The 19,085-nt window shown below is 65.8% G+C and carries 17 protein-coding genes; 11 read left to right on the plus strand and 6 right to left on the minus strand.

What is annotated here, in order from left to right; translation table 11 throughout:
- The coding region (gene rho / locus GSQ76_RS31935; RefSeq protein ID WP_254070466.1) for a transcription termination factor Rho at positions 1–782 on the plus strand (782 nt) is incomplete at its 5' end.
- 17 nt (positions 783–799) lie between these two features.
- Here rho and GSQ76_RS17265 read toward each other — a convergent pair.
- The 3 genes from GSQ76_RS17265 to GSQ76_RS17275 are packed head-to-tail and all read right to left on the minus strand — an operon-like array spanning position 800 to position 6,399.
- Positions 800–1,717 (minus strand): hypothetical protein, encoded by a 918-nt coding sequence (locus tag GSQ76_RS17265; RefSeq protein ID WP_158745380.1) that lies wholly within the window; start codon positions 1,715–1,717, stop codon positions 800–802.
- The gene (locus GSQ76_RS17270) at positions 1,714–3,741 is read right to left on the minus strand and encodes an alkaline phosphatase family protein (protein WP_158745381.1); all 2,028 of its coding nucleotides are present in this window, start codon (positions 3,739–3,741) and stop codon (positions 1,714–1,716) included. Before GSQ76_RS17270 ends, GSQ76_RS17265 begins: the two co-directional genes overlap by 4 nt.
- 48 nt (positions 3,742–3,789) lie before the next feature.
- Positions 3,790–6,399, minus strand: coding sequence for an MMPL family transporter (locus GSQ76_RS17275; protein ID WP_254070467.1), 2,610 nt, complete (start codon positions 6,397–6,399; stop codon positions 3,790–3,792).
- Positions 6,400–6,707: 308 nt separating this feature from the next.
- Here GSQ76_RS17275 and GSQ76_RS17280 point away from each other — a divergent pair, with 308 nt between their 5' ends.
- Genes GSQ76_RS17280 through GSQ76_RS17295 form a run of 4 tightly spaced genes read left to right on the plus strand, consistent with a single transcriptional unit; the run spans position 6,708 to position 11,378 of the window.
- Positions 6,708–7,832 (plus strand): ABC transporter substrate-binding protein, encoded by a 1,125-nt coding sequence (locus GSQ76_RS17280; protein WP_254070468.1) that lies wholly within the window; start codon positions 6,708–6,710, stop codon positions 7,830–7,832.
- A gap of 20 nt (positions 7,833–7,852) precedes the next feature.
- Positions 7,853–8,890, plus strand: coding sequence for a branched-chain amino acid ABC transporter permease (locus GSQ76_RS17285; protein ID WP_158745384.1), 1,038 nt, complete (start codon positions 7,853–7,855; stop codon positions 8,888–8,890).
- A complete protein-coding gene (locus GSQ76_RS17290) occupies positions 8,887–10,647 on the plus strand; it encodes an ABC transporter permease subunit (RefSeq protein ID WP_158745385.1) in 1,761 nt (586 codons plus the stop codon). The genes GSQ76_RS17285 and GSQ76_RS17290 overlap by 4 nt, the downstream gene beginning before the upstream one ends.
- Positions 10,644–11,378, plus strand: a complete 735-nt coding sequence (locus GSQ76_RS17295; protein ID WP_158745386.1) for an ABC transporter ATP-binding protein — start codon at positions 10,644–10,646, stop codon at positions 11,376–11,378. Before GSQ76_RS17290 ends, GSQ76_RS17295 begins: the two co-directional genes overlap by 4 nt.
- Here GSQ76_RS17295 and GSQ76_RS17300 read toward each other — a convergent pair.
- A complete protein-coding gene (locus tag GSQ76_RS17300) occupies positions 11,353–12,186 on the minus strand; it encodes an ROK family protein (RefSeq protein WP_216851112.1) in 834 nt (277 codons plus the stop codon). The two genes, GSQ76_RS17295 and GSQ76_RS17300, sit on opposite strands and share 26 nt — an antisense overlap.
- A gap of 100 nt (positions 12,187–12,286) precedes the next feature.
- Positions 12,287–12,589: a CsbD family protein gene (locus tag GSQ76_RS17305; protein WP_158745387.1), complete on the minus strand. Its 303-nt coding sequence runs from the start codon at positions 12,587–12,589 to the stop codon at positions 12,287–12,289.
- A gap of 132 nt (positions 12,590–12,721) precedes the next feature.
- On the opposite strand from GSQ76_RS17305, the gene GSQ76_RS17310 reads away from it, so the two are divergent.
- Genes GSQ76_RS17310 through GSQ76_RS17330 form a run of 5 tightly spaced genes read left to right on the plus strand, consistent with a single transcriptional unit; the run spans position 12,722 to position 17,070 of the window.
- On the plus strand, positions 12,722–13,012 hold the full coding sequence (locus GSQ76_RS17310; RefSeq protein ID WP_216851113.1) for a phosphopantetheine-binding protein: 291 nt from the start codon (positions 12,722–12,724) through the stop codon (positions 13,010–13,012).
- Positions 13,009–14,229 (plus strand): beta-ketoacyl synthase, encoded by a 1,221-nt coding sequence (locus tag GSQ76_RS17315; RefSeq protein ID WP_254070469.1) that lies wholly within the window; start codon positions 13,009–13,011, stop codon positions 14,227–14,229. Before GSQ76_RS17310 ends, GSQ76_RS17315 begins: the two co-directional genes overlap by 4 nt.
- Positions 14,226–15,302 (plus strand): type III polyketide synthase, encoded by a 1,077-nt coding sequence (locus GSQ76_RS17320; RefSeq protein ID WP_158745388.1) that lies wholly within the window; start codon positions 14,226–14,228, stop codon positions 15,300–15,302. The genes GSQ76_RS17315 and GSQ76_RS17320 overlap by 4 nt, the downstream gene beginning before the upstream one ends.
- Entirely contained in the window at positions 15,299–15,994 is a 696-nt protein-coding gene (locus tag GSQ76_RS17325; protein WP_158745389.1) for a methyltransferase domain-containing protein, read from the plus strand. The genes GSQ76_RS17320 and GSQ76_RS17325 overlap by 4 nt, the downstream gene beginning before the upstream one ends.
- Entirely contained in the window at positions 15,973–17,070 is a 1,098-nt protein-coding gene (locus tag GSQ76_RS17330; protein WP_158745390.1) for an NAD(P)/FAD-dependent oxidoreductase, read from the plus strand. Before GSQ76_RS17325 ends, GSQ76_RS17330 begins: the two co-directional genes overlap by 22 nt.
- On the opposite strand, the gene GSQ76_RS17335 is transcribed toward GSQ76_RS17330, so the two are convergent.
- Complete coding sequence (locus GSQ76_RS17335; protein WP_158745391.1) at positions 17,060–17,920, minus strand: alpha/beta fold hydrolase; 861 nt, start codon at positions 17,918–17,920, stop codon at positions 17,060–17,062. The two genes, GSQ76_RS17330 and GSQ76_RS17335, sit on opposite strands and share 11 nt — an antisense overlap.
- Before the next feature lie 188 nt (positions 17,921–18,108).
- Between GSQ76_RS17335 and GSQ76_RS17340 the strand changes: the two genes are divergently transcribed.
- The gene (locus GSQ76_RS17340; protein WP_408836828.1) at positions 18,109–19,077 is read left to right on the plus strand and encodes a DNA topoisomerase IB; all 969 of its coding nucleotides are present in this window, start codon (positions 18,109–18,111) and stop codon (positions 19,075–19,077) included.
- Positions 19,078–19,085 lie beyond the last annotated feature (8 nt).

Here is a 19,085-nt window from a genome sequence, read left to right on the forward strand (position 1 = left end):
CGCGGGTGATCGACCTTATCTCCCCGATCGGCATGGGCCAGCGCGCCCTGATCGTGGCGCCGCCGCGCACCGGCAAAACGGTGATGCTGCAGAACATGGCCACCGCCATTGCGGAGAACCATCCCGAAGTCTTCCTGATCGTGCTGCTGATCGATGAGCGGCCGGAAGAAGTGACGGACATGTCCCGCTCGGTGAAGGGTGAGGTGGTCGCCTCCACCTTCGACGAGCCGGCGACGCGGCACGTTCAAGTGACCGAGATGGTGCTGGAAAAGGCCAAACGCCTGGTCGAGCACAAGCGTGACGTGGTGATCCTGCTCGACAGCATCACTCGGCTGGCACGCGCCTACAACACGGTGGTTCCGTCCAGCGGCAAGGTGCTGACCGGCGGCGTGGACGCCAACGCTCTGCAGCGGCCGAAGCGGTTCTTCGGCGCGGCGCGCAATATCGAGGAAGGCGGTTCGCTGACCATCATCGCAACCGCGCTCATCGATACCGGCAGCCGGATGGACGAGGTAATCTTCGAAGAGTTTAAAGGCACCGGCAACAGCGAGATCATCCTCGATCGTAAGCTGTCGGATAAGCGCACCTTCCCCGCCATCGACATCACCAAGAGCGGAACCCGCAAGGAAGAGTTGCTGGTGGAGCGTGGAATGCTGTCGAAGATGTGGGTGCTGCGCCGCATCCTGAACCCAATGGGCACCACCGACGCGATGGATTTCCTGTTGGACAAGCTGAAATACAGCAAGACCAACCAGGATTTCTTCGACGCTATGAATACCTGACGATCTGCCGCCGGTTCCTATCGTGGACCCGGCGGCAGCAGCAACCCGGCTGGCCAAGGCGCATTCCCCTGCGCGGTGAGCCCGCTGGGCATGTTACGCCCCAGCATGTCGGCGTAACTGCCGAGTACCGACGCGACCTCCGCCTGCCATTTCGGCCGCAAGCCGGGAACATCCGCGCCGACCAGATCGCTCCGCCACGGGCTGGGTTTGGTTTCGGACTGCACGATGGCGGCTAGTGACCAATTCACCAGGCTCGCCCAGCTTCCGTCTTGCACCGGGGTAGTCGCCAGAACCGGCACCACGGCGAACGGCGGCAGGATGTGGTCGCCAGCTCGGCTCGGCGCTTCCGCCCGCAACGCAGCCAGATCGGTTGCCTCGCCTGTCATCGCATCGCAGCGTCTGGCGTCGAATGCATCATGCATCTCGCCGTCTTCCTGATAGCCGCCGCGCACGATGGCGGTGCCAGTTCGTGCGGCCCAGGCCTCGAGTGCCTGATGCGCCGGACTGCCGTTCATGAAGCAGACCATGCGGCCGGTGAGCGTGTCGACGCCGGGCAACGCTAGCGCGGTGAGTTCGGCCACGAACACGGGTGGTCCGGGGATGAGCGCAGCGGCGAGCCTGTGCCCAGCGATCTCGTCCGCCGTGAGGAATGAGACTTCATCGTGTTGGGCCTGCTCGTAGTCCTTGTCCGAGTCGTCGATGTGGAACTCGGTATGACCGCTGGGTCCCAGCACGGCGATGGTCAATGCCCGGCAGAGATCCACGGCGAGCCCGGTAACCCGTCCATCTTCGGCCGGGTCAGCGACGCCTGCTCGTTGGGCGGCGCCGCACCGAACGGTGTTATCCTGCCGCACCCGGTCGAGCGTCGCGGCCTGCGCAGACCCGGCCGCCAGCAGGATCCCAGCGGCCAGCCAGGCCCGTGCGCCGATGCTCACTGGCCGTTATAGGCCGGCAGGGTTGCGGGCAGCGAGTTGAACCCGGCCGGAACGGCCGGGCGCACGGACTGCCGCGCGTCCTCTGGCGTCACACCGATGGCGCGGCAGCCTTGGCCAGCGTAGTGCGGCAAACTGCGCATATCGGCGTCGGCGATGATGGCGAGTGAGCCCGGAAGTGGCGGCAACTTGCCGCTCAGCCGGTCTGGCTCGAACCCGGCCAGCAAATCGTCGGTCTCTGGCGCGTTGATGTCACGTGGGCCGAGATAATGCTGCACGAACCCGCCCGGTCCGTTGAAGCGCGGATCCTCGCCGGCCTTCAGCGCCTGCGCCTCGTCGGGGAGGGAGGCCAAGGCCGGCAGGTCGAAGATAGCGTTGATCGTCTCGATGACTGCATTGTGGTCGCCTTCCGGGTGGGCCACTTCGTGGGCCCGGGCGTAGGGCGAGATCATCAGCGTCGGCACGCGGATGCCGCGGGCGAGCGGCAGGCCGTCGGGCCCGAAGGACAGGATCCGCGGCGGGACGTGGTCGTAGAAGCCATCCGATTCATCATAGGCGATCAGGATGACGCTCTGCGACCAGATATCAGGCTTGCTGGCGACGGCGTTGATGACACGGGCCATCATCGTCTCGCTCAGTTGACGGTCGCTGTAGCCGGGATGGTCGTCATCGCCGGACTTGGCCTTGGCGATGGCAGCCTTGTCGGCGTCGGTCAGCGCTGCCGGGTAGTCCGGATTGGTGATCGGCGGCGTTTCGCCGAGCAGATTGGTGAAGCCGCCGCGGATGTAAAATACGCCGCCGCCAACTGGCAGGTCGCCGCGGGCCATGTCGGCGTAGAAGTCGCCCAGGCCCTTCAAATTGTCGCGGTAGGCCGGGTTGTCGGCCAGGTAGCCGAAATATTGCGCGCCATTATGATGGCTGACATAGCTGTCGTGGGTGGCGGTGGCGCTGGAATCTGTTGGCTCGTGATCGTAACCCTCCTGGTACCAACGCCAGGCCACCGGCTTGCCGGCGCGGGAGGCGATGGTGGCCAAATCCTGCTTGATGTCGGCTTGGTTCTGCTCCGGATGGCGGTCCTGCGCCATGTTCTCCGCCGTCTGCTTGCCGCCCAGGGTCATTGGGACTGTGGCAAACGTCAGGTTTGTGGCGATGTTGCCGTTGGCGTAGCTCTCCCCCGTCTTGGAGCCCATCGGCTGCTTACCGTCGCCTGTGGTGTCGAACTGGGAACTCCAGAACGGCTGCGGGTCGTTGACGATTGGCGGCATCTGCAGCGTGCCGGTCTTGCCTGCGATCGTCACAGTCGGGGCGGTGGTGCCGTGTTTGACCCACTGGGTCTCGCCCGACTGCCCGGCGATCATTGCGATCGCGTTCGGGGATGAGGGCGTATCCTCGGTTGCGAAGATGTTGTCGAATAGGGTGAAGCGGCTGGCCCATTTCCAATAGAACGGGACGGTGTCGCAATCGATGTGGCTCATCACGACCTGGGCGAATTGCTTGCCCATGGCGATGTTGGCTGCACCGCCGCGGCCGGCGTATCGCGCGTATTCGCCCTGCGCGAACTGGTCCATCGCGCTGGCCGTGCCTGTGACATGCAGCTTGGCAGCCAGGCCGGTGTGGCTGTGATCCACGCTGTCGATGACCGAGCTGTTCTGCTCCGGCCCCAGGCGGATCGGCTTTACCGTCACGTCGGAGCCATCGGCCGCGGTGTAGTGCTGGATGAAACCCGGCGTGTGGGCCGCGTCACGTGGGGAGGTGCCGTCCGAATACAGGCCGTTGGCGCCCGGGAACGTGCCGAATTCGTTATCGAACGAGTGGTTCTCGTTGAAGATGACGAAGACGTACTTGACCTTCTGCCGCAGCGCCTGGATCAGCGCGTCGCGGTCCGGCATGGCGGCAGGGATCGCCTGCACGAACGGGGCAACGTCTGGCGTTGGGTCGGGCTGCGCCGTCAGCATCGGCGCGGCGCGGCTGGTTGTCGCAAATGCAACGACCAACGCCGTGGTCATCAGTAGGGCCGTCCGTCGCATCTCAATTCCTCCTCGAATGAGGAGGTTTCTATCAGGACTTCCGGCCGTCTATTTTACGGTTTGATGACGGTCGGCGGGCTGGCGGCGCAACGTAGCCAACAGCGCCGGGACGAAGATCAGCGTCGAGAGCAGGGTGCAGCCGAGGCTGATCAGCAGCAATTTGCCCATGCTGGCCGTGCCTGGGTGTTGCGACAACGCAAGGGAGCCGAAGGCGGTGCCGGTGGTGAGCGCGGAGAAGATCACCGCCCGGGCGGTTGGGGAGGCGAGGTTGGACGGCTCGCCCGCCCGCCAATTCATCACGAAGTAGATGTTGAACGACACGCCGACGCCCAGCAGCAGTGGCAGCGCGATGACATTGGCGAAGTTCAGCGGCAGGGGCAGAGCGAGGCAGACCACGACCGTCAGCAGTGCGGAGAGCAGCAGCGGCGCCAGTACCAGCGCCACGTCCGTTATCCGGCGCAGTGCCGCGAACAGGATCAGCGCGATCATTACGATCGCCCCGATCGCGGCATTGCGAAAGGCGCCGATAATGGTGCGTGCGGTGGCGATGATCGTGACGGCGGATCCGCCGGAGTCGGGCACGGCGGCGCTCACCTGGTCGACGAAGGTGATAAGACCGGGGCCACCACTGGCACCGGGTTTGGGCGTTATCTGCACGCGGGCGCGACCATCCTGCAGCATCCACTGCTGTGTGATGTCGGCGGGGATCGACTCCAGCGACACCGGCTGGGCGCTGAGTGCAGCGCGAAGCTGGTCCAGCTGGGCGGGCAGGAATCGCGTCAACGCTTGGTTGGCGGCGACCAACACCGGATCGGGCGCGACCTGCAGCTTCGCCAGGTCCGCTGCGATCTGCGCTAGAGGGCTGTCTGCCGGCAGTTTGGCGGTGGCGCGAACCAGGCCGGTGGCGGCGGTTCGGGTAGCCAGCCGCAGATCGGCCGGGGTGACGGTGGCTGGCGCTGTACGGCTGGTCAGCGTCGGCGCCAGGATGCTGGCGGCGTCCGCGATCAGTGCGAGCTTGGCCTGCTGGTCGGTCGGCACCAGGCTTTGCAGGGTCAGCGCCTGGGCTACCAGCGGGAGTGTGGCGGCGCGTTGGGCGATCGCGTCGGCATCCGTCAGGTTCGGCGCGACGACGTCGATCGTGTACGGGTTGGTCAGTGGGTTCGCCATCAGGTCGCGCAGGGTGACCATGGCCTGCGTGGTGGGGTCCTTCGTATGCAGTGGGTCGGCGTCGAAGGTCAGGAACGGCACGCCAACCGCGCCGGCCACCGCCAGCAATCCTGACCCGGCCAGGATAACCAGGCGGAAGCGGTGGATGACACCATCGACAGGGCGCAGGCTGGTGAGCCCGACTTCACCGTGTTCGGCCCGCGGTTGCAGCAGGGAGAGTGCGGCCGGCAGGAAAGTCAGCGTGCAGATGAACGCGAACACCATGCCCACGCCGGCAATAAGGCCAAGCTGCGCCACGCCGCTGAACGAGGTGGGAACGAAGGCGAGAAACCCGGCGGCGGTGGTGACGGCGGCGATCAGCACCTGAATCCCGGCCCGGCGCGCTGTGGCCGCCAGGGCCAGATCGGTGGTCGGCAGATGCAGCCGCATTTCGCGAAACCGCACGCTGAACTGAATGGCGAAGTCCACCGCGATGCCGACGAACAGCACGGCGAACGCGATCGAGATCAGGTTCAGCGTGCCGACGGCGATCGCGGCGAAGCCCGTCGTCAGCACTAGGCCAAGCACCAGCGTCAGCAGGATAGGGATGATCAGCCGCCATGACCGCACCGCGAGGAACAGCCACAGGGTGATCAGCACCAGGCTGCCGACCAGGCCCGCGACTGCGCCCTGAGCGACCGTGGCAAATTCTTCATCCGCCAGGGGCACATTGCCGGTGATGCGGACATGCGCATCACCGGATGCAACGAACTCCAGCTTTAGGGCGGCGGCCTTCAGAGCCTCGGTGGCGGCCCCGCCGGGTTCCAGCGAGCTATAATCCAGCTTCGGCTGGATCAGCACGAAACGGTAGGGACCGGCCTTCTCCGCCAGCGACCCGCCGAGCAGGGATTGCCAGGAGAGTGGACGCGGCGATCCGTCCAGCACGGAGGCGAGCGTAGCGTGGAAGGCTTGTAGCGGCGCGCCGAAGCTCGCCGGGTCGGCGGCTCCGCGCTCAACCCCCATCCCGATCAACGACAGCGCCGCGAACAAGCCGCGGGCGCTGGGGTCGGCGACCAATTGGCCCAGGAAGGGCTGCGCATCGATGGTGCGGTCGAGGAGCGGGCCCAGTTCTTCCTTTGACAGGAACAGCAAGCCATTGGTGCGGAAATAGGGCGAGGCTTCGGGCCGGCTCACGGTGCGGACGTGTGCGGTGTCTGCGCTCATGGCGGCGGCGAGGCTGGCGGCGGTGGCCTCCGCCTCCTCCGGCACCTTGGCGTCGATCACGGCGACGATCAGGTCGTGGAATTGCGGGAAGTCGCGGTCGAACGCGATCTTGCGCTGCCGCCACGGCAGGGAGCTGGCGAACAGCGCATCCGTGTCGGTGGAAATACCGAGGCGATGGCTGGCGATCCCGGCCGCCCCAGCTGCCAGTATCAGGCCGGCCAAAACGACAAGGACAGCACGACGCGCGCAGCGTTCCACCACGCGGGCAAGAAAATTCTGAACGGACACTGTCGGCTCTACCCCCGGGGCCGCCAATCCGCTTGGGACAGCGGCGGCGCAATCGGGGCGGGATAGTCCGTCCGCGTCACCGGGTCCAGGTTGGCGGTTGATCCATTTCTCGTATGTTTGAACATTAGCGACGACAGTGGCTTGCCAGATGGGGTTGAAACGTGGCGGGAGCACGGCGTTGTGGAGGCGTCGGCCCGTCATCGCGTTGACACGATTCCGGGCGCGCCCTAGCACTGCGCGAAATGAATCCGGCCGGGGCTGCTGCGCCCTTGGGGGGCAAAGTGGTCCAATATTTTCGAGCCGCCTTGATGGCGAGCGCTGTCCTCTTCGCATCGGCGGCCTGGGCGGCAGACACCATCCATGTCGGCGTCAGCCTGTCGATGACCGGGCCCGGCGCCTCGCTCGGTATTCCCGAGCGGAACGCGGTGGCATTGCTGCCGAAGCAGATCGGCGGCGCCAACGTCGAATACACGGTGCTGGACGACGCCACCGATACAACGCGTGCCGTCGCCAACATGCGCAAGCTGATCGAGGGTGGGGCGGATGTGATCGTCGGCTCCACCGTGACGCCGGGGTCGCTGGCAATGGTGAATGTGGCCGGGGAGCAGAAAATCCCGGTGATCTCGCTGGCGGCCTCCGCGCGATTGATCGAGCCGATGGATGCGGCCCGGCACTGGGCGTTCAAGACGCCGCAGAATGATAGCCTGATGGCGGATGCGGTGGCCGATTACATGACGGCGCATGGGGTGAAGTCGATTGCGTTTATCGGTTTCAACGATGCGTATGGCGATGGGTGGTTGGAAGAAACCCAGCGGGCGATGGCGGCCAAGTCGATCAAGGTTACCAACGTCGAGCGGTTTGCCCGCACCGACACCAGCGTCACCGGGCAGGTGCTGAAGGTGATGTCGTCCAAGCCCGATGCCGTGCTGATCGCCGGCGCCGGCACCCCGGCCGCGCTGCCGCAGAAGACCCTGCACGAGCGTGGCTATAAGGGCGCGATCTACCAGACGCACGGCGTTGCCAACCTCGATTTCATTCGTGTCGGCGGCAAGGATGTGGAGGGTACGATCCTGCCTGCCGGACCGGTGCTGGTTGCCAGCCAACTGCCGGACAGCGCGCCCAGCAAGAAGGTCGGGCTGGCTTTCATCCACGATTACGAGGCCGCGAATGGCGCCGGCAGCGTGTCAACCTTCGGCGCGCATGCCTACGACGCCGGGCTGATCCTGCAATACGCCCTGCCAATCGCGCTGAAATCCGCCAAGCCCGGTACGCCCGAATTTCGCAGCGCTCTGCGCGACGCGATCGAGGGTGCGCATGAGCTGGTGGTGACCCAGGGCGTAATGGATATGAGCCCCACCAACCATAACGGCTTCGACACTCGTGCCCGAGTGATGGTGGAGATCAAGGACGGCGGCTGGAAATTATTGCCCTGATAGCTTAGCCGTCCGCGATCATGGACGCGGACATCGCTCTCATTCTGTTGCAGGACGGCGTCGTCAACGGCGCCGTCTATGCATTATTGGCGCTGTCGCTGGTGCTGGTGTTCTCGGTCACCCGGGTGATCCTGATCCCGCAGGGCGAGTTCGTGGCGTATGGCGCGCTGACATATGCGGCGCTCGATGCGGGCAAAGTGCCCGGCAGCATCTGGATGCTGGGCCTGTTGGGGGTCGCCGCCTGCCTGGCTGGGCTGTGGTCGATGCGGCATCACGCGAGCCGAGGCGCGGTGCTGCGGTTGCTGGCGGGAACGCTGCTGCTGCCTGCCGTGGTCATCGGCGTGACGCTGTTGCTCGCTGGCCGAGCGATCGGCGTGGCGGGGGAGGCGGTGCTGACGGTTCTGATCGTGGCCCCGATGGCGCCGTATCTATACGACATCGCCTTCAAACCGCTGGCCGAGGCCTCCGTCCTGACGTTGCTGATCGCAGCGGTGGGCACACATCTGGCGCTCATGGGCGTTGGGCTGGTGCTGTTCGGGCCGGAGGGGTTTCGCGCAACGGCGTTTTCCGATGCGGTGCTATCCATCGGTAGTCAAACGATCCAGGGCCAATCGATCTGGGTGGTTGCCAGCACGGCGACGACGATGCTGGCGCTGTATCTGTTCTTCGGCTTCACGCTGTTCGGCAAGGCGCTGCATGCCACGGCGGTAAACCGACTTGGCGCGCGACTGGTGGGGATCTCCACCGCGCTCTCCGGCCGCATCGCCTTCGGGCTGGCGGGGGTGATCGGGGCGATGGGAGGCATCCTGGTCGCGCCGCTGACCACCGTTTACTACGATAGCGGCTTTCTGATCGGGCTGAAGGGTTTCGTCGCCGCCATCGTCGGCGGCATGGTCAGCTACCCGCTCGCTGCGTTGGCCGCCGTGCTGGTCGGCGTGGTCGAGAGTTTTTCGACCTTCTGGGCCAGCGCGTTCAAGGAAGTCATCGTGTTCACCGTCATCCTGCCCGTGCTGCTGGTGCGCTCTTTGCGCAGTCCGGTGGCGGAGGATGAGGAGTGAGGCGCGGCATCGGCCCGATATTGCTGTTGCTATGGCTTTGCGTGCCGCTGGTGCAGGCTGTGCCGTCCTTCTGGCTGACGCTGGCGGATTACGCGGGAATTTCCGCCATTATCGCGATCGGCATCGTGGTGCTGACGGGCATGGGCGGCATTACCTCGTTCGGGCAGGCGACGTTCATGGGCTTCGGCGCCTACGCCACCGCGTTGCTGACAACCCAAGCCGGGTGGTCGCCCTGGCTAACGCTGCCGGTCGCGATGGCGGCGGCCGGGCTTGCGTCGCTGGTGATCGGCGCAGTCACGCTGCGGCTGTCCGGGCATTACCTGGCACTGGGCACGATCGCGTGGAGCGTGGCGTTCTTCTACGTGTTCGGCAATCTGGATGTGCTGGGGCGCAACGACGGAATCTCCGGCATTCCGCCGCTGCGCATCGGCAGCACGGCGCTGCTGGACAGCCGGTCTTACTACCCGGTGGTGTGGATCGCGGTCGGTATCGTGTTCCTGCTGACGCGCAATCTGCTGGACAGCCGGATTGGCCGCGCCATCCGTGCCCTGCATGGCGGCGCGGCGGCGGCTTCGTCCTTTGGAGTAGGGCTTGCGGGGATGCGGATGCTGGCCTTTGCCTACGCGGCCGTGCTGGCTGGGCTGGCGGGTTGGCTTTACGCGCATATGCAGCGCTCGGTGAGCCCCACGCCGTTCGGGTTGAATCAGGGGATCGAGTATCTGCTGCTGGCGGTGGTTGGCGGCCTAGAGAGGTTGCCGGGCGCCGTGCTGGGGGCGCTGGTGCTGACAGTGGTAAATGACCGGCTGCAGGATCTTCTGCCGCTGCTATTTGGCAGCCAAGGCAATTACGAGACGATCGTGTTCGGCTTCCTGCTGGTGTTGGTGCTGCAAACCGCGCCTGCCGGCCTATGGCCGCTGATCGTCGACCGGTTCAGCCGCCACGCCGCAGCCCATCCCGGTGGCGGTGAGCCGTTGCCCAACCGCACCTTGCCGCAACCCGGCGCGCTGGTGTTGCAGGCGGAAGGGCTGCGCAAGGTGTTTGGCGGCCTGGTCGCAGTGTCGGATCTGTCGCTCGAACTGCACGCCGGGGAGATCGTGGGGCTGATTGGCCCAAATGGCGCCGGCAAGAGCACGACGTTTGACCTGCTGACCAGCGTCGCCACGCCTACCAGCGGGGCGGTGCATTTCCTCGGCGCATCGTTGTCGCACCGGGCTGGCCCGGCGGTCGCCCGGCTGGGCATCGCGCGGTCGTTCCAGCATGTGAAGCTGGTCGGCGGCATGTCCGTGTTGGAGAACGTCGCTCTAGGCGCACATCTGCGCGGTCGCGCCGGGCCGATCCGCGCGATGCTGCGGCTGGACCGTGTGGAGGAGGCGCGGCTCTTCGCCGAGGCGCATCGGCAACTGGCCCGCGTGGGATTGGCCGGGCTGGAGGCATTGCCAGCCCGCAGCCTGGCGCTAGGCCAGCAGCGCGTTGTGGAGATCGCCCGCGCCCTGTGTCTAGACCCTGTATTGCTGCTGTTGGACGAGCCCGCCGCTGGCCTCCGCCATGCCGAGAAGGTCGAACTGGCAGCCCTGCTGCGCACGCTGCGCGACCAGGGCGTCACCGTGCTGCTAGTGGAGCACGACATGGACTTCGTGATGAACCTGACCGACCGATTGGTGGTGATGAATTTTGGCGCCAAGCTGGCGGAGGGGCTGCCGGCTGTGATCGGCCATAACCCGGCGGTTATCGAGGCCTATCTGGGCAGCGTCGCATGATCCTGGCGGCAACCGGGCTGCATGTCGGCTACGGCGGCGCGGCCGTGCTGCACGACGTGTCGATCCAGGTCGGGCGCGGCCAGATCATCACCGTCATCGGCCCAAACGGCGCCGGCAAGACCACGCTGTTAAACGCCATCATGGGCGTGCATGAGGGGCGCGGCAGCCTGCAACTCGCTGGGAAAGACATTGGCCGCCTGCCCGTGGAGGCACGCGTGCGAGCGGGCATGTCGCTGGTGCCGGAAAAGCGTGAATTATTTGGGTCGCTGCCGGTGGAAGATAATTTGCGCCTCGGTGGCTTCCGGTTCCGCCATGAACCGGCGCTTGCCCGGCGGCGGCAACTGGATGAGGTTTATGCCCTGTTCCCCCGCCTGCGCGAACGCCGGAAGCAGCTTGCCGGTACGCTCTCGGGAGGAGAGCGACAGATGCTGGCCATGGGCCGCGCCTTGATGAGCCGCCCCGACCTGCTTATGCTCGATGAGCCGAGTCTGGGCTTGGCGCCACTGATTGTTCGCGAGATCTTCACGATTATCGCCGATCTGCGGGCTCGATCCGTGGCGATCCTGCTGGTGGAGCAGAACGCGCGGGCCGCGCTGCAGATCGCCAACTACGGCTACGTGCTGGAGACGGGCCGTGTCACTCTGCAGGGGGCCAGCGCCGAATTGGCAGCCGACCCCCGCGTGGTCGAGACGTATCTAGGCATCGCTAAGGCAGTTCCTGCGCCGGTATGATGCCCTCTGGCGCAGGGCGGGTGGCGACCTGACGCTCGGCGAAAGCGGCATCCATCTTCGGCGCCCATAGCCTCACGCCGCCGGTGATGCCAGCGGCGTTCGGCACGATGCGGGCGTTTGGCGGTAGATCGAAATCGATTACCTGAGCATTGCCGCCGCCGATCAGCAGCGTGTCGTAGGTAACCAATGTGTCCAGGATGCCAATCGCCTTGTGCAGCCGCTTATTCCATTTTTTGCGCCCGGCTTTGCGGAGTGCGGCGTTGCCCAAATACTGATCGTAGGTCTTGTCCTTGGCGACCGGGTGCTGGCCGACTTCCAAATGCGGACACAGCATGCCCTCGTCGAACAGGGCAAATCCGAAGCCGGTGCCGAGCGTGATAACGCATTCCAGGCCGACACCGGCAATAGTCCCAAGGCCCTGCACGCTCGCATCGTTTAGGACGCGCGTGGGCGCATTCAGCCGTTGGGTCAGATCCGCAGCGAGCGGGAAGCCGTGCCAGGCCTCGGTGCCGAGGTTGGGGGCGGTGATGATCCGGCCATTGCGCACGACGCCGGGAAAGCCGACCGAAATACGCTGAAACGCGCCCAGCGGGCGGGCCAGGTCTATCAGGCACGCCAAGACGTCTGCCGGACCGCGGGGGTTGGGAGTGTCGGTGCGCTGCGGGCCCGCGATCATCGTCCCATCGGAATCGAGGATGCCGGCCTTGAGCCGAGTGCCGCCGATATCGATAGCAAGGGTACGAGGACCTGGCCGGGCGCTGGTATCGTCCGCGACGGGCGAGTCGGCTTCGTCGTCGTTCATAGACATCAATCACGGCTCCTGGGGAAAGGCGGGCGCAGTGAGCCATTGCCCCAGGAGAGTTGCAAGTGCGACCGGCCCGACCTCAGACAAGCCGGCCGCGCATGCGTCAGCGGCGGATGAGCATCGCCAGTGCGTAGCCAATAGCGCCGGCTACCAGAAGGGAGGTCAACGGGCGCTCGGCAACGGTGTCGCCAAGGAATGCGCTGGCTTCGTCCAACTGATCGACCATCGCGCTGCCAGCGCCGCCGGCCTGGTCCTTGATCTTGCCGTAGGTGCGCTGGGCCGTGCCAACCATCTGGTCGATCGCGCCAGAGGCCTGCGTCTTGGTGTCGCCGGTCAGGTCGCCAACCGCGCTCTTGATGTTGCCGCCAATGTCCTTGGCTGCACCTTCGATCTCGTTCTCGTCCATGGTTTGATGCTCCACATACCGTGCACCGCAATCAACCAATTGGCGACGGCTGGGTTCCCCCAGCATGGAAATACACTGCGCTTGTCTCTATGGGGTGGCGGCCCATCTTAGAACCACCTTGGGAGGCGATGCGTGACGACAGGCGACATGGCGAGTTGGGCCATCGACGATCCACGTGTGCCCGAAATTCTGAACATGGTTGCCAAGGAAACCGGGGTCGAGCGGGCTCGCCTGGTGCCAGGGGCGACAATCGCTGGGTTGGACATCGCCTCACTGGACATGGTGCAGGCGATTTTTGCTCTCGAGAGCCGGTTCGACGTGGAGATCCCGGTCATCGCGGAGAAGAGTGGGCAGGAGTTCGCTACGGTCGGCGAGTTGGTGACGCATGTGCTGCACACGATTGATCACGGACCCGCCGTTTGACGCGACAGCTGCGCCGGGTCGTGGTTACCGGCATGGGGGCGGTATGCGCCACCGGCCTTGATGTTCCACATTTTACCGCGGCACTCCTGGCCGGCGAGGTTGGCATAGGGCCGATCGTCAACATCCCGACCGACCGGCTGTCCACCCGGATCGCCGCTGAAGTTCGCGGCTTGGACCCGGCGGCGCATTTTACCGCCAAGCGCCTCCCGCTGCTGGATCGAGTCGCTCAACTGGGGATGATCGCCGCGCGGGAGGCGATGGCGCAGGCTGGGTTGGCGCCCGGCGGATGCCCATTGGCGGCGGTCGTGCTGGGCAGCGGCAGTGGGCAGCATACGTTGGACGACGCTTATCTCCGGTTCTACGGGCAGGGCGCGCCGCGGGTGCATCCTTTCAGCGTGCCGCGTATCATGCCGAACGGACCGGCGAGCCACATTTCGATGGAGTTCGGCATTCGTGGCCCGGTGTTCGCCGTGTCCAGCGCCTGTGCCTCCGCCAATCACGCCATCGGCCAGGCGATGCAGATGATTCGCTGGGGCATGGTGGATGTTGCCGTCAGCGGCGGCTGCGACGCCTCCATCGTGCCGGGCTTCATGAAAGGATGGGAGGCGCTGCGCGTGCTGAGCCCCGATGCCTGTCGCCCGTTTTCCCTTGACCGAACTGGTCTGGTGATTGGGGAGGGTGCGGGGGTTCTGGTGCTGGAGGCGCTGGAGCATGCCTTGTCACGCGGCGCCACGCCGCTGATGGAACTTGCCGGGTTCGGCATGGGCGCGGATGGCGTCGATGTTACTGCGCCTGATGCAGAAGGTGCTGCATCGACGATGAAGGCGGCGCTGAATGACGCCGGATGTAGCGCGGCGCAAATTGGCTACGTCAACGCCCATGGGACCGGCACTCGGCTGAACGACCGGACGGAGACAGCGGCGCTCCGTCTCGTGTTCGGGGCCGGATTGGATGCGGTGCCGGTATCGTCCACCAAATCGATGATCGGCCATTGCATGACTGCGGGTGGCGCGCTGGAACTGATCGCCACCGCCATGGCGTTGCGGGACGGGTGGCTTCCGCCCACGGCCGGGTTCACGACCGCGGACCCGGACTGCGACCTGGATTGCGTGCCGAACGAGGCGCGGCGAGCGGACGTGGAATACGCCATGTCCAACGCGTTCGCCTTCGGTGGATTGAACGCCGTGCTGATCGCGCGGCGCTGGGGTGAAGCATGACCGTCGTTCCGCACATCAACCGCATCGGCACTGCGGTGCCGCCGCACGAGGTGCATGGCGCCTTCGCCACCTTCGCCCGCAGCCTGCTACGCGACGAAAAGACGGTGACTTTGTTCGATCGCATGGCGGAGCGGTCTGGCATCACCAACCGTTTTTCGGTCCTGCAACCCGGCATCCCCGGTGCGGATCGGTTGGACGTGGAGGGATTTTTCAATCGCGGCTGCTTTCCCACCACAGGCGCCCGGATGGCGCGCTACGAGCGGCATGCCACGGACTTGGCGGCAGACGCGGTGACGGCGCTGGGTGAGGATCCTCGCAGCTTCACCCATATCGTGGTGGCGTCCTGCACCGGCTTCACTGCGCCCGGGCTGGACCAAGTGCTGGCGCAGCGGCTGGGTATGTCGCCCGGGATCGAGCGGACGCTGGTCGGGTTCATGGGCTGTTATGCCGGCGTGACGGCGCTGCGCCAGGCCTTCCACATCGTCCGGTCGGAGCCCTCGGCCCGGGTGCTGGTGGTCAATCTGGAACTATGCACGTTGCATCTGCAGGAAATCGACGATCTGGAGACGGTGCTGTCCTTCATGCTGTTCGGTGACGGCGCCAGTGCCGCGCTGGTGACGGCGGAGCCGGAAGGGATCGGGATGGTCGACTTCCGCTCGGTCGCGCTGCCGGATTCGGCGGACCTCATTACGTGGCGCATCGGCGACCAGGGTTTCGACATGGCGTTGTCCGGCAAGGTGCCGGGCCGCATTGCGACCGCCCTGCGCGGCGAGTTGGAGCGGAATGACGCAGACGGCTTGCTGCGTGGCCAATCGGTGCAGGACATCGACCTCTGGGCCATTCATGCCGGCGGCCGAACCGTGCTGGATGGTGTGGAACAGGGACTGCGGCTGGGCCGTGGCGCGCTGGATTGGTCGCGCGGGGTGTTGCGCGATTTCGGCAACATGTCCTCCGCCACCATCATCTTTGTGCTGGACCGGATGATGCGCGCCACGACCGGGCCGCAGACGGGAATGGCGATGGCGTTCGGCCCCGGGCTCGCGGCCGAGACGTTCCGGTTTCGCCGGGCATGAACTTCGCGGTCCGCAGCGACGCGGCCGAACTGATGGACACGGATTGCCGGGATACGGCCGATTACGCTGCCTGCCTGCACGACCTGGCGGCGGTGAACACCGTTACGTTGGCCCGCCGGCCAACCTTGGCCTGGCTGGACCGTGCGATGCGGCAGCGACCCGCAAACGATGTGGTGTCGGTTTACGATGTGGCGCACGGGCATGGTGACATGCTGCGCACCATTGCCCGATGGGCGCAGCGGCGGGGGCGAGTAGTGCAACTGCACGGGGTAGATATGAACCCGGATGCGGCATCCACCGCGCGGGCTGCCTCACCAGGCTTGGTGTTGGATCTGGCGAGTGGGGATGTGCTGGCCACGGTGCCGAACCCAGCGCCCGATTACATCGTCAGTTCGCTGTTCACGCATCATCTGACCGACGCACAGGTCGTGGCGTTTTTGCAATGGATGGAGCGGCACGCGCGATACGGCTGGTTCATTAACGATCTACACCGCCACGCCGTGCCTTATCACGGGTTTCGCCTGCTCTCCTGGGTGATGCGCTGGCACCGATTTGTGCAGCATGACGGTCCAGTCTCCATCGCCCGTGCGTTCCGCCGGGCGGAGTGGCAGCGTCTGTTGGCCGAGGCCGGCGTGCCGGGCGAGGTGCGCTGGGTGTTCCCCTTTCGCCTGTGCGTCGGCCGGCTGCGCTGACACCGATCGTCATCGCTGGGGGCGGCGTCGCGGGCGCCTCTGCTGCCTGCCGGTTGGCGCAAGCGGGGCGTGCTGTGACGCTGCTGGAGCGGGAGACCGGCCCGGCGCACAAGATCTGTGGCGAATTCATCAGCGGCGAGGCGGTGGCCGATCTGGCGACGCTCGGCGTCGACGTCGGTTCGCTGGGCGGTGCTCCGATCGGGGCAATGCGGCTGGTGCATCGCGGCCGGGTGGCGGAGAGCCGTCTGCCGTTCCAGGCGGCCGGCTTGTCCCGCTTCAGGCTAGACGAGGCGTTGTTGGCCCGGGCGGTCGCGTTAGGGGCAGACGTGCGGCGCGGTGTTCGCGTGCGCAACGCGGCGCCGGGCATGGTTCAAACCGACCATGCCTCACTGTCTGCGCCAATCCTGTTGCTGGCCACCGGCAAGCACGACGTGCGCGGCTTGGCCCGCATCCCCGGCCGCGCACCGGAGGAGTTGATCGGGTTCAAACTGCATTTGCGCCTGACGCGGGCTCAGCGCGCCGCGCTGACTGGGTTTGTGGAGGTGATCCTGTTTGATGGGGGTTATGCCGGGCTGCAGATGGTGGAAGGCGACACGGCCAATCTGTGCCTGCTCGTCGACCGTGGCCGCTACGATGTGGACTGGCCGACCCTGCTGGCCGCCTTGCAGCGGGAGGATTCTCACCTTGCCCGCCGCCTGGACGGTGCTTGCGCCGCCTGGGTGCGGCCACTGACGATCTTTCGCGTGCCGTATGGCTTCGTGCATCAGGGTCCGGACCAGCCCGGCGTATATCGGCTGGGGGATCAGGCGGCAGTCATCCCATCTTTCTGCGGCGACGGCATGGCGATCGCGCTGCACAGCGCCCGGCTTGCCGCCACTGCGGTTCTGCAAGGTGACGACCCGGCTACGTATCATCGTGCCATGCGGCGCGACGCCGGACCGCCGGTGCGGTTGGCGCAGCGGGCGTATCGGCTGACGCGCTCGCCTGCCATCCGCACCCTGGTGGTGTCTGCAACGCGCCGTTGGCCCGGGTTACTGCGTGTGGCGGCCCTGCGGACCCGGGTGTCTATGCCCTAGCGAAGTCGCGGATCGCGGCGTTCAGCGCCTCCGGCTCGTCACCGCGGATGGAGTGGCTGCTGTCCAGGAACAGCCGGTAGTGCGAGCCGTGGATCAGCCGGTGGATCTCCTCGGAGAAACTTGGTGGGCAGATCCAGTCATATTTCCCGGCCAGGATCAGCGTCGGGGCGGTGATGCGTGGCAATTCGGGGCGCAGATCGAACTCGCGCAGCACGCCGCCCGGCCCGAAGGCGCGATTCAGCGGCTCTGGGGAGTAGGTCGCCCGGCTGCGCGATGCTTGGCCGGCTGCCGGATTGTAGTGATGGCTGTACAGCGGCCCCATGGCGGTGTAGTATTCCATCATCTGCGCGGGGGTTTGGAACGTCCCGTCCCACAGTATTTGGCAGACGCGCTGTTGCTCGGCATTGCCATGCTCGCGCACGAATTGCTCGGCCAGGGGCACGAAGCCGCCATGCGCCGCCGTAACGATCAGGATCAGCCTGGCCACGGCCGCCGGGTAGCGCGCCGCATGCGCCATTGCGACCATGCCGCCATAGCTGGTGCCGATGCTGACGATGGGGCCGAGGCCCAGGTGCTGGCGCAGCGCCTCCATATCCTCGACATTCTCGTCCAGCGTGTAGCGAGCCGGATCGCTGGCGGCGGAGCCCCCCTGGCCGCGATGGTCGAAATACACTAGCTGCAACGTGTCGGTCAGCGGCGACATGCCCGGCTTGAACCCAGTGTGATCGCCACCCGGTCCGCCATGAATCACCATCGCCACCGGGCGCTGCCGCATGACGTCGCCATCGGGCACCAAACCGGTTCCCTCAATGTCGAAGAACAACTCGGTATCACGAAGCTTGGCGTGCATCGGATCTCCTGGGAAACTCGGTCGCATCAGCGCGGTTCGTTGCCTACGCTTTTTCCGCGGAGGCCGCCACGACCCAACCCGATATCGACGAGGCCAAGCAGGCCGCCAAGGATGCCAAGCTGCACTACGTCACTGACCGCAAACCGGGCATCCGGCGGGTCGACGGGAAGGATGGGGTCGAATACCACCTGCCCAGCGGCGCGCGGATCACGGATGAGGCGGAGATCGCCCGAATTCGAAAATTGGCTGTGCCGCCGGCCTATCAGGACGTTTGGATCTGCCAGGACCCGAAGGGGCATTTGCAGGCCACCGGTCGCGATGCCCGCGGGCGCAAGCAATACCGGTATCACCCGCAATGGCGGGCGGTGCGGGACGAGGCCAAATACGATCGGATGCTGAAATTCGGCCGGGTGCTCCCGAAGATCCGGGCCCGGGTGGACCAGGACCTCGCCTCGCAGGGCCTCAGCCGCCGCCGGGTATTGGCCGCCGTGGTACGGCTGTTGGAAAAGACGCTCGCTCGCGTCGGTAACGAGGAATATGCGCGGGACAATAAAAGCTTCGGCCTCACCACTTTGCGCACCCGGCACAGCCGGGTGGAGGGCAGCCGGATCAAGTTCGACTTCCGCGGCAAGCACGGGATCGAGCACCATCTGGACCTGCAGGACCGTCGCTTGGCAACCATCGTGAAGCGCTGTCGCGACCTGCCGGGGCAGATGCTGTTCCAGTTCATTGGCGAGGATGGCGAGCGTCACGCCATCGGCTCCGACGACGTGAACGCCTATCTGCACGAAATCAGCGGTGAAGACGTGACCGCCAAGGATTTCCGCACCTGGGCTGCGACCAATCTTGCCGCCATGGCACTGCGGGAGCTGGAGCGATTCGACAGCGAGGCGAAGAACAAGAAGAACGTAGTGCAGGCGGTGGAGGCGGTGGCCGGCCTATTGGGCAATACGCCCACCGTTTGCCGGAAATGCTACATCCACCCGGCGATCTTTGGCGGCTACCTGGATGGCAGCCTGCTGGAGGGATTGAAGCAGCGCGCCGACGCCGTTCTGGACGAGGGCACATCTGGGCTTACGGCAGAGGAGGTGGCGGTGACCGCCTTTCTCAGCCGCCGGCTGGGCGACGCGATTGACGAACCCGGAAAGGCGGCGTGATCCTGCCC

It is taken from the genome of Acidisphaera sp. L21, from assembly GCF_009765685.1.
GTDB lineage: Bacteria > Pseudomonadota > Alphaproteobacteria > Acetobacterales > Acetobacteraceae > LMUY01.